Source organism: Stenotrophomonas sp. TWI1149 (assembly GCF_039673155.1).
Taxonomy (GTDB): Bacteria; Pseudomonadota; Gammaproteobacteria; order Xanthomonadales; family Xanthomonadaceae; genus Stenotrophomonas; species Stenotrophomonas maltophilia_AA.
The window spans coordinates 359,935-370,921 of record NZ_JBDJLB010000002.1; the positions used below are offsets into that span (position 1 = coordinate 359,935).

6 protein-coding genes are annotated in these 10,987 nt (G+C 67.0%); 3 read left to right on the forward strand and 3 right to left on the reverse strand.

The genetic code is table 11. The features are described from left to right. Positions 1-192: 192 nt before the first annotated feature. From ABE424_RS03880 to ABE424_RS03890, 3 genes are read left to right on the forward strand one after another with little or no spacing between them, the layout of a single operon-like run. The gene (locus ABE424_RS03880; RefSeq protein ID WP_346490888.1) at positions 193-1,338 is read left to right on the forward strand and encodes an efflux RND transporter periplasmic adaptor subunit; all 1,146 of its coding nucleotides are present in this window, start codon (positions 193-195) and stop codon (positions 1,336-1,338) included. Beyond that, positions 1,335-4,844 (forward strand): efflux RND transporter permease subunit, encoded by a 3,510-nt coding sequence (locus ABE424_RS03885; RefSeq protein WP_346490889.1) that lies wholly within the window; start codon positions 1,335-1,337, stop codon positions 4,842-4,844. Before ABE424_RS03880 ends, ABE424_RS03885 begins: the two co-directional genes overlap by 4 nt. Then, the gene (locus ABE424_RS03890) at positions 4,841-7,939 is read left to right on the forward strand and encodes an efflux RND transporter permease subunit (RefSeq protein ID WP_346490890.1); all 3,099 of its coding nucleotides are present in this window, start codon (positions 4,841-4,843) and stop codon (positions 7,937-7,939) included. The genes ABE424_RS03885 and ABE424_RS03890 overlap by 4 nt, the downstream gene beginning before the upstream one ends. An 84-nt stretch (positions 7,940-8,023) precedes the next feature. Here ABE424_RS03890 and ABE424_RS03895 read toward each other — a convergent pair whose 3' ends face one another. Genes ABE424_RS03895 through ABE424_RS03905 form a run of 3 tightly spaced genes read right to left on the reverse strand, consistent with a single transcriptional unit; the run spans position 8,024 to position 10,687 of the window. Continuing rightward, positions 8,024-9,244, reverse strand: a complete 1,221-nt coding sequence (locus tag ABE424_RS03895; RefSeq protein ID WP_346490891.1) for a TraB/GumN family protein — start codon at positions 9,242-9,244, stop codon at positions 8,024-8,026. Between the two features lie 4 nt (positions 9,245-9,248). Then, the gene (locus tag ABE424_RS03900; protein ID WP_346490892.1) at positions 9,249-9,779 is read right to left on the reverse strand and encodes an N-acetyltransferase family protein; all 531 of its coding nucleotides are present in this window, start codon (positions 9,777-9,779) and stop codon (positions 9,249-9,251) included. Positions 9,780-9,799: 20 nt separating this feature from the next. Continuing rightward, on the reverse strand, positions 9,800-10,687 hold the full coding sequence (locus ABE424_RS03905) for a carbon-nitrogen hydrolase (RefSeq protein ID WP_346490893.1): 888 nt from the start codon (positions 10,685-10,687) through the stop codon (positions 9,800-9,802). Between the last annotated feature and the right edge of the window lie 300 nt (positions 10,688-10,987).

The following is a 10,987-nucleotide window of genomic DNA, read 5'->3' on the forward strand; positions in this document are numbered from 1 at the left end:
CGATAAACGGGTCTGGTCGTTCCGGCGTGGGGTACGGAACTGGGCCGAGTATAGCCTGCGATTTCATCTAGCTGAAACCGGGCCCGGGAAGCCATCGCCGCAGGTCACCATGACCTTTGGGATATGGTGTGGTCGTGACGTGGTGCATTACTTTGCTACCACACCTGCCCACGCATCCTTAGGGACACGACGATGTCGCGACAATCTTTCCTGCCCGGCCGCACCGGACGCTGTGCCGCTGCACTGCTGATCACCACGACGCTGCTGCTCAGCGGCTGCGGCGGTGCCGGGCCGGCTGAAGCCCAGGCCGCTGAAAAAGACGGCAAGGCCGAGAAGGCCGCCGACGCCGTGCCGGTCGAAGCCGTCGCCGCCAGCCGTCGCGCCGTCGCCGCCAGTTACACCGGCACCGCCGCACTGGAGCCGCGGGGTGAGTCGCAGGTGGTCGCCAAGACCTCCGGCGTCGCGCTGGCGGTACTGGTCGAAGAAGGCCAGCAGGTGCGTGCCGGGCAACCGCTGGTGCGGCTGGACCCGGACCGCGCACGCCTGGCGGTCGCCCAGAGCGAAGCGCAGCTGCGCAAGCTGGAGAACAACTACCAGCGCGCCCAGAAACTGGTCGGTCAACAGATGGTCAGTGCCGCCGACGTCGACCAGATCAAGTACGACCTGGAGAACGTCCGTGCGCAGTACCGCCTGGCCACGCTGGAGCTGTCCTACACCACCGTGATCGCGCCGATCTCGGGCGTGATCGCCTCGCGCTCGATCAAGACCGGCAACTTCGTGCAGATCAACACGCCGATCTTCCGCATCGTCGACAACTCGCGCCTGGAAGCCACGCTCAACGTTCCCGAGCGCGAACTGGCCACGCTGCGCCCGGGCCAGCCGGTCACGCTGATCGCCGATGCGCTGCCGGGCAAGACCTTCCCGGGCACGGTAGACCGCATCTCGCCGGTGGTCGATGCCGGCAGTGGGACGTTCCGCGTGGTCAGCGGCTTCGGCGAAGATGCCGAAGGCCTGCAGCCGGGCATGTTCGGGCGCATCCGGATCGACTATGACCAGCGTGCCGATGCCCTGGTGGTGCCGCGCCTGGCGCTGCTCGACGACGGTGAGCCGGCGGTGTTCCGCGTCCGCGAGGGCAAGGTCGCGCGGGTGCCGGTCAAGCTGGGGTATGCCGAAGGCCCCTGGGTGGAGATCCGCGACGGTCTGGCCGCGGGTGACCAGGTCGTCACCGCCGGCAAGGTCGCGCTGCGCGATGGCACCGCGGTGCAGGTGATCGGCGCCAAGCCGGCCGCCACCGCCGCTGCGAAACCGGCACCGGCCAAGGCGGAGAGCCGTCAATGACAGCGGCCGGCAACGACCACGGCAACGATCCGCACCGGGGCGAGCGCCCGGGTGCCCACGGCGGCGGCCTGGTGGAGTTCGCCACCCGCCGCCGCGTCACCATCGCGATGTTCACCGTCACGCTGATGCTGTTCGGCTTCATCGCGCTGGGCAACCTCAAGGTCAACCTGCTGCCCGACCTGAGCTACCCGACCCTGACCGTGCGCACCGAGTACACCGGTGCGGCCCCGGCGGAAATCGAAACGCTGATCACCGAGCCGGTCGAAGAGGCCGTCGGCGTGGTCAAGAACCTGCGCAAGCTCAAGTCGATCTCGCGTACCGGGCAGAGCGATGTGGTGCTCGAGTTCGCCTGGGGCACCAACATGGACCAGGCCAGCCTGGAGGTGCGCGACAAGATGGAAGCGCTGAACCTGCCGCTGGAGGCGAAGTCCCCGGTGCTGCTGCGCTTCAACCCGTCCACCGAGCCGATCATGCGCCTGGTGATTTCGGCCAGGACCGACGCGTCCAGCGACGCCGAAGCCGTGCGCCAGCTCACCGAGCTGCGCCGCTACGCTGATGAAGACCTGAAGAAGAAGCTCGAGCCGGTCGCCGGCGTGGCCGCGGTCAAGGTCGGCGGTGGCCTGGAGGATGAGATCCAGGTCGACATCGACCAGCAGAAGCTGGCCCAGCTCAACCTGCCGATCGACAACGTCATCAAGCGGCTCAAGGAAGAGAACATCAACATCTCCGGCGGTCGCCTGGAGGAGGGCTCGCAGCGTTACCTGGTGCGTACCGTCAACCAGTTCGCCGATCTGGAGGACATCCGCAACCTGCTGGTGACCACCCAGAGCAGCAACGGCAGCGCCGCCGATGCAGCGATGCAGCAGATGTTCGCGATCGCGGCCTCGACCGGCTCGGATGCCGCCGTGGCCGCTGCGTCTGCCGCGCAGAGTGCGTCCAGCAGCAGCTCCACCAACATCGCCAACGGCGTGCCGGTGCGGCTCAAGGACATCGCCACCGTGCGCCAGGGCTACAAGGAACGCGAAGCGATCATCCGCCTCGGCGGCAAGGAAGCGGTCGAGCTGGCGATCTACAAGGAGGGCGACGCCAACACGGTGTCGACCGCCGAGGCGCTGCGGGCGCGCCTGGAGCAGATCAAGGGCCAGGTCCCCGGCGATGCCGAACTGACCACGATCGAAGACCAGTCGCGTTTCATCGAACATGCCATCAGCGACGTCAAGAAAGACGCGGTGATCGGCGGCATCCTCGCCATCCTGATCATCTTCCTGTTCCTGCGCGATGGCTGGAGCACGTTCGTGATCAGCCTGTCGTTGCCGGTCTCGATCATCACCACGTTCTTCTTCATGGGTCAGCTCGGCCTGAGCTTGAACGTGATGTCACTCGGTGGGCTGGCGCTGGCCACCGGCCTGGTGGTGGATGACTCCATCGTGGTGCTGGAGAGCATCGCCAAGGCGCGCGAGCGTGGCCTGAGCATCCTGCAGGCCGCCATTGTCGGTACCCGCGAAGTGAGCATGGCCGTGGTCGCCTCGACCCTGACCACCATCGCGGTGTTCCTGCCGCTGGTGTTCGTGGACGGCATCGCCGGCCAGCTGTTCCGCGACCAGGCGCTGACCGTGGCGATCGCGATCGCGATCTCGCTGCTGGTCTCGATGACCCTGATCCCGATGCTGAGCTCGCTGAAGGGCCGCCCGCCGCTGGCGTTCCCGGAAGAGCCCGCGCATCAGCCGTGGCAGCCGGACAGCCGTTGGCTGAAGCCGGTCGCCGGCAGCCGCCGCGGCGTGGGCACGGTGGTGCGCTGGATCTGCTTCGGGATTGCCTGGTCGGTGATCCGCGTCTGGCGCGGCCTGGTGGCCGTGGTCGGGCCGGTGATGCGCAAGGCCAGCGATGTGGCGATGAAGCCGTACGCCGGTGCCGAGCGCGGTTACTTGAAGCTGCTGCCGGGCGCGCTGCATCACCCGGGCAAGGTGCTCGGGCTGGCGGCGCTCGCGTTCGTCGGCACGATGGCGCTGGTGCCGATGCTGGGCGCGGATCTGATCCCGCAGCTGGCCCAGGACCGCTTCGAAATGACCGCCAAGCTGCCGGCCGGCACGCCGCTGAAGCAGACCGATGCGCTGGTCCGCGAGATGCAGCTGGCCCATGCCAAGGACGACAGCATCGCCTCGCTGTATGGCGTCAGTGGCAGCGGCACCCGCCTGGATGCCAGCCCGACCGAGAGTGGCGAGAACATCGGCAAGCTGACCGTGGTGATGGCCGGTGGCGGCAACGCGCGCACCGAAGCGGCGATCACCGAGCGGCTGCGCGAATCGATGCAGCAGCACCCCGGGGTGCAGGTCGACTTCGCCCGCCCGGCGCTCTTCAGCTTCTCCACGCCGCTGGAAGTGGAGCTGCGCGGCCAGGACATGGCCACGCTGGAAACCGCCGGCAAGGCGCTGGCGGCGATGCTGCGCAACAACCCGCACTACGCCGACGTCAAATCCACGGTGGAGGAGGGCTTCCCGGAGATCCAGATCCGCTTCGACCAGGAGCGCGCCGGTGCGCTCGGCCTGACCACGCGGCAGATCGCCGATGTGGTGGTCAAGAAGGTGCGCGGCGACGTGGCTACGCGCTACAGCTTCCGCGACCGCAAGATCGATGTGTTGGTGCGTGCCCAGGAAGGTGACCGGGCCAGCGTGGAGAGCATCCGCCGGCTGATCGTCAATCCGGGCAGCACCCGGCCGGTGACGCTCGATGCGGTCGCCGAAGTGGTCGCCACCAACGGCCCGAGCGAGATCCACCGCGCCGACCAGACCCGCGTGGCGGTGGTCTCGGCCAACCTGCGCGACATCGATCTGGGCGGCGCCGTGCGCGAAGTGCAGGACATGGTCGCCAGCCAGCCGCTGGGCGCCGGGGTCGGCATGCACATCGGCGGGCAGGGCGAAGAGTTGGCCGACTCGGCACGCTCGCTGATCTTCGCCTTCGGGCTGGCGATCTTCCTGGTCTACCTGGTGATGGCCTCGCAGTTCGAATCGCTGCTGCACCCGTTCGTCATCCTGTTCACCATTCCGCTGGCCCTGGTCGGCGCGATCCTGGCGCTGATGCTGACCGGCAAGCCGATCTCGGTGGTAGTGTTCATCGGCCTGATCCTGCTGGTGGGGCTGGTGACCAAGAACGCGATCATCCTGATCGACAAGGTCAACCAGCTGCGCGAGGCCGGTGTGCCCAAGCGCGAGGCCCTGGTGGAAGGGGCACGCTCACGCCTGCGGCCGATCATCATGACCACGCTGTGCACGCTGTTCGGCTTCCTGCCGCTGGCGGTGGCGATGGGCGAGGGCGCCGAAGTGCGCGCGCCGATGGCGATCACCGTGATCGGCGGCCTGCTGGTCTCCACCCTGCTGACCCTGGTGGTGATTCCGGTGGTGTACGACCTGCTCGACCGTCGTGGTGATGCCTACTACCGCGAGCGCGGCCGTCACCTCAAGACACCGCTGGCCGGCACCGGCCATGACGCAGCCCGGGAGCCGGCATGAGCATTGCCGAGTTCTCCATCCGCCGGCCCATCACCACGATCATGTGTTTTGTGTCGTTGGCGGTGGTGGGCCTGATCGCCTCGTTCCGGCTGCCGCTGGAAGCGCTGCCGGACATCTCCGCCCCGTTCCTGTTCGTGCAGGTGCCGTATACCGGCTCCACCCCCGAGGAGGTCGAGCGCAACATCATCCGGCCGACCGAGGAAGCGCTGGCGACGATGACCGGGATCAAGCGCATGCGCTCCTCGGCCACCTCCGAAGGCGCCAGCATCTTCATCGAGTTCACCGACTGGGACCGCGACATCGCGATCGCGGCCTCGGATGCGCGGGAACGCATCGATGCGATCCGCAGCGACCTGCCGGACGACCTGCAACGCTACAACGTGTTCAAGTGGTCCAGCAGCGATGATCCGGTACTGAAGGTGCGCCTGGCCAGCGCCACCGACCTGACCGGCGCCTACGACATGCTCGACCGCGAGTTCAAGCGGCGGATCGAGCGCATTCCGGGCGTGGCCCGGGTCAACATCTCCGGCGCACCGCCGAACGAGGTGGAAATCGCGATCAGCCCCGATCGCTTGACCGCGCACAACCTGAGCATCAACGAACTCAGCGACCGCCTGCGCACGCTGAACTTCTCGATCTCGGCCGGACAGATCGACGACAACGGCCAGCGCGTGCGCATCCAGCCGGTCGGCGAGATCACCGACCTGCAGGAACTGCGCGACCTGGTGATCGACAACAAGGGTCTGCGCCTGGGTGATATCGCCGAGATCCGGCTCAAGCCCACCCGGATGAACTACGGCCGCCGCCTGGACGGCAACCCGGCCGTGGGCCTGGATATCTTCAAGGAGCGCAGCGCCAACCTGGTCGAGGTCTCGCGCGCGGCACTGGCCGAGGTCGAGGCGATCCGCAAGCAGCCCTCGATGCGCGATGTGCAGATCAAGGTGATCGACAACCAGGGCAAGATGGTGACGTCCTCGCTGCTGGAGCTGGCCGAGGCCGGCGCGGTGGGCCTGTTGCTGTCGATCACGGTGCTGTTCTTCTTCCTGCGCCACTGGCCGTCCACGCTGATGGTGACCCTGGCGATCCCGATCTGTTTCGTGATCACGCTGGGCTTCATGTATTTCGCCGGCGTCACCCTCAACATCCTGACCATGATGGGCCTGCTGCTGGCGGTCGGCATGCTGGTGGACAACGCCGTGGTGGTGGTGGAGAGCATCTACCAGGAACGGGAGCGCATGCCCGACCAGCCACGGCTGGCCTCGATCATCGGCACCCGCAACGTGGCCATCGCGCTCAGTGCCGGCACGCTGTGCCACTGCATCGTGTTCGTGCCGAACCTGTTCGGCGAGACCAACAACATCAGCATCTTCATGTCGCAGATCGCGATCACGATCTCGGTCTCGCTGCTGGCCTCCTGGCTGGTGGCGGTGAGCCTGATCCCGATGCTGTCCGCGCGCATGCAGACGCCCAAGCTGGTGCATTCGGAGACGGGCGTGATCGCACGCCTGCAGCGCCGTTACGCCACGCTGCTGCAGTGGACGCTGGAGCACCGCGGCTGGAGCGTGTTCGGCATCCTGATGGTGGTGCTGGTCAGCCTGGTGCCGATGAAGCTGACCAAGATCGACATGTTCGGGGGCGAGGGTGGCCACGAGGTGTTCATCGGCTACAACTGGAAGGGCGCCTATACCTTCGGCCAGATGTCCGAGGAAGTAGCGCGTGTTGAACGTTATCTCGATGACAACCGCGCGCAGCTGCACATCACCCAGGTGTATTCCTGGTACAGCGAGCAGGAAGGCAGCAGCACCATCGTGACCTTCGACACCGAGCATGCCAAGAACATGCCGGCCGTGCAGGAAGCGCTGCGCAAAGGCCTGCCACGCTCCGCGCGTGCCGACTACGTGGTCGGCAATTCGGGCGAGGGCAATGGTGGCAGCGGCAACAACCAGGTGCAGGTGCAGCTGGTCGGCGACTCGACCCAGATGCTGCAGGAGATCGGTGAGGAAGTCGTGCCGCTGCTGGCCCAGCGCAAGGAACTGCGCGACGTGCGCATCGACAACGGCGAGAAGGGCAGCGAGCTGTCCATCCACGTCGACCGCGAGCGCGCCGCCGCGTTCGGCTTCAACGCCGAGCAGGTCGCCAGCTTCGTCGGCCTGGCCCTGCGCGGCGCGCCGCTGCGCGAGTTCCGCCGTGGTGACAGTGAAGTGCCGGTATGGGTCCGCTTCGCCGGTGCCGAGCAGAGCAGCCCGGAAGACCTGGCCAGCTACACCGTGCGCACCGGCGACGGTCGCTCGGTGCCGCTGCTGAGCCTGGTCGATGTGGCGATCAAGCCCTCGGCCACGCAGATCGGCCGCACCAACCGACAGACCACGCTGACCATCAAGGCCAACCTGGCCGAGAAGGTCACCGTGCCGGAAGGCCGCAAGGCGATGGAGGAGATGCTCAAGCCGATGAGCTTCCCGGCCGGCTACACCTTCAGCTTCGATGGCGGCGACTACGGCGACGACAACGAGGCGATGGCGCAGATGATGTTCAATCTGGTGATCGCGCTGGTGATGATCTACGTGGTGATGGCCGCGGTGTTCGAGTCCCTGCTGTTCCCGGCGGCGATCATGAGCGGCGTGCTGTTCTCGATCTTCGGCGTGTTCTGGCTGTTCTGGATCACCGGCACCTCGTTCGGGATCATGTCCTTCATCGGCATCCTGGTGTTGATGGGCGTGGTGGTGAACAACGGCATCGTGATGATCGAGCACATCAACAACCTGCGCCGCCGCGGCATGGGCCGGACCCAGGCGCTGGTGGAAGGCTCACGCGAACGCCTGCGCCCGATCATGATGACGATGGGCACCGCGATCCTGGCGATGATTCCGATCTCCATGACCGACACCCAGCTGCTCGGCAACGGCCCGCCTTACTATCCGATGGCGCGCGCCATCGCCGGCGGGCTGGCGTTCTCCACCGTGGTCAGCCTGCTGTTCCTGCCGACCATCTACGCGATGCTCGATGACATGAGCACGGCCGTGTCGCGGATCATCCAGCGCGCCCGTGGCCGCGGCGTGGCCGCCCCGGTCGTGGAGCCGGGCGCAGAATCGGTTTGAGGGTGAGGGGAGGCCCGTCCCCCATTCGGGCACAAAAAAAGGCCACGCAATGCGTGGCCTTTTCCTATGCAGCCGGCGCGGGAATCACCCCGCGACCTTGCCCCACACCTGGAAACCGGTCAGCCACAGGCCCAGCATGCTGCCCAGGTTGGTCAGCATGAAGGTCAGCACCACGCGGGTCACCCGGTTGCGGTACCAGCCCCTGACGCTCTGCGCATCGTCGCGCAGCTTCAGGAAGTCTTCGTAGGCCGGCTTGCGCAGGCGCGCTTCCACCAGCGCGGAGAACGCACCGGTCGGGATGCTCAGCCGGAACGGCTTGAACGGCGCGACCACGATCGCCGTCAGGATGCTCAGCGGGTGGCTGCCGGCCAACAGGCAGCCCAGGCCGGCCAGACCGCCGGTATACATCGCCCAGACCGCCAGCAGCTCGCTGCCGACACCCAGTCCGCCACGGTAGAAGCCCACGCCGATACCGGTCAGCACGATGGCCAGGATCGCCAGCGTGATCCACGGAACGTTGCGCTTCTTCGGCACGTCTTCCAGCGACTCGCGCAGCGGGCCCGGCGCGTCGGTATCGGTTTCCAGGTACCTGGCCAGACCGGCCAGGTGACCGGCACCGACCACCGCCAGCACTTCGCGCTGCGCCGGATCATGGACTTCGCGCAGGCGGGTGGCCATGTAGCGGTCGCGCTCGCCGATGATGGTTTCGTACAGGGCAGGGCTCTCGCTGGCGAACTCGCCGAAGCTGGCTTCGAGCATGTCGCCCTGCTTGAGCTTCTCGATCTCGGCTTCGCCGACTTCCTCGGAGGCGAACAGGCCGGCGCCAAGGCCCATGACCAGCTTGATCTTGCCGAAGAAGCCCAGGCGCTGCGAGGCACGCCGGAAGGTCAGCCCGACCTCGCGGTCGATCAGATGCACGGGCAGATTGCGTTCATTGGCCAGGGTGACCGCGCGCTTGAGTTCCGCGCCCGGCTCGATCTCGAGCTGTTCGGCCAGGCGGCGCTGGTACGCGGCCAGGGCGAGATTGGCGGCGAACAGGGCGACGCGACCCTTGCGGATCACCTCGACCAGATCCAGCTTGGCCAGGGCATCGGGGTTGGTCAGCGCCTGCAGGCGCTGCGCGTCGAGCTCGACCGCGACCGCATCGAAGCGGCCGCTCTCGATCGCACGTTCCACCGCTTCCACGCTGGCCTGCGAGACGTGCGCGGTGCCCAGCAGGGTGTAGCGCACGCCATCGCGTTCGACAATGCGAACGGGCTGGCCGGCGAACAGGGTGTCGCCGGCGTCAATCAGGGTATCGGTCATTGCATCATTCATTCGAAGGGGCGCTGTCGGCACCATCGCCGAGCGCGCGCTGCATCTGGACAGTGTCCAGCCAGCGGCCATGCTTGCGGCCGAGGCCGCGGAAAACGCCGACGGTCTGGAAACCGAAACGCTCGTGCAGTTTGATGGAGGCGGTATTGGTCGGTTCACCGATCACCGCCACCATCTGCCGGTAACCGCGGGCAACGCAGGCATCGATCAGGCCCTGCATCAGCGCGGTGCCGACCCCGCGGCCCTGGAACGCCGCATCCACATAGACCGAATTCTCCACGGTCCACTGGTAGGCGATCCGGCCACGATAGGTATTGGCGTAGGCATAGCCGGCCACCCGGCCATCGACCTCGGCCACGAGGTACGGAAAGCCGCGGCCGACGATGTCCTGCATGCGGCGGCGCATTTCCGCCGCCTCCGGGATCTCGTACTCGTAGGTGTTGACGAAGTCGGTCACTTCCACCGCATAGATCGCGGTGATGGCCGCGATATCGACATCGGTGGCGTCGCGCAGGTGCACGGTCACGGTGGGGGCGTCCTGGTCGGTCAGTCGATGTAGCGCTTGAGCAGATCGCCGTACGCGTCGATCCGGCGATCGCGCAGGAACGGCCAGATCCGGCGGACGTGTTCGCTGCGCTGCAGGTCGACATCGCAGACCAGCACGGTCGGCTCGCCACCGGCTTCGGCGATGAACTCACCCTGCGGGCCAAGTACGTGGCTGTTGCCCCAGAACTGGATGCCCGAGGCGCCCAGCGGCGAGGGCTCATGGCCGACGCGGTTGCAGCTCAGCACCGGCACGCCGTTGGCCACGGCATGGCCACGATGGCTGAGCACCCACGCATCGCGCTGGCGGCCCTGTTCGTCCTTCTGGTCATCCGGGTCCCAGCCGATCGCGGTGGGGTAGAGCAGCAGTTCGGCACCGGCCAGCGCCATCAGGCGGGCGGCTTCCGGGTACCACTGGTCCCAGCACACGAGCACGCCAAGGCGACCCACCGAGGTATCGATCGGGGTGAAGCCCAGATCGCCAGGGGTGAAGTAGAACTTTTCGTAGAAGCCCGGATCGTCCGGGATGTGCATCTTGCGGTACTTGCCGAGCAGGGTGCCGTCTTTCTCGAAGACCACCGCGGTGTTGTGGTACAGACCGGCAGCGCGGCGCTCGAACAGCGACCCGACGATCACCACGCCGTGCTTCTTCGCCAGCGCGCCCAGGCGCTCGGTGCTCGGTCCCGGGATGGGCTCGGCCAGGTCGAATTCATCGACCGACTCGTGCTGGCAGAAGTACGCACCGTTGTGCAGTTCCTGCAGCAGGATCAGCTTGGCACCCTGTGCGGCCGCTTCAGCCACGCGCGCTTCGATGACGGCCAGATTGGCCTCGGCATCGCCGTGGTTGCGCTCCTGGATCAGGGCGACGGAAAGGGTGTGGCGTGAGCTCATCCGGAGACGGTCCTGCAAGGGGAAAAACGCAGTTTATCGCGGATGGGTGCACGCGGCGTGCTGGCTGCTAAATGGGCAGCGCCCACGCGTCGGTAGTGCCGGCCGCTGGCCGGCTCTGGAGGATGATCAGGGCATCGGAGGTCACGCGCATCGGCGTGGCCTGTCGCTCTTCCGTTGGCTGCCAGTGCACTGTCGAAGGGATGGCGGGGGGGGGGGGGGGGGGGCCAGCCGGCGCCCAAGGAGGGGCCCCCCAAAACACCCCGGTTGGGTTTTTGAGGCGAGCCCACCCCCCCCCCCCCC

Excerpts from the sequence above, each read along its gene's own strand:
- ABE424_RS03905 (WP_346490893.1), bottom strand. The coding sequence starts at position 10,687 with ATGAGCTCACGCCACACCCTTTCCGTCGCCCTGATCCAGGAGCGCAAC.
- ABE424_RS03880 (WP_346490888.1), top strand. The coding sequence starts at position 193 with ATGTCGCGACAATCTTTCCTGCCCGGCCGCACCGGACGCTGTGCCGCT.
- ABE424_RS03890 (WP_346490890.1), top strand. The coding sequence starts at position 4,841 with ATGAGCATTGCCGAGTTCTCCATCCGCCGGCCCATCACCACGATCATG.
- ABE424_RS03885 (WP_346490889.1), top strand. The coding sequence starts at position 1,335 with ATGACAGCGGCCGGCAACGACCACGGCAACGATCCGCACCGGGGCGAG.
- ABE424_RS03895 (WP_346490891.1), bottom strand. The coding sequence starts at position 9,244 with ATGACCGATACCCTGATTGACGCCGGCGACACCCTGTTCGCCGGCCAG.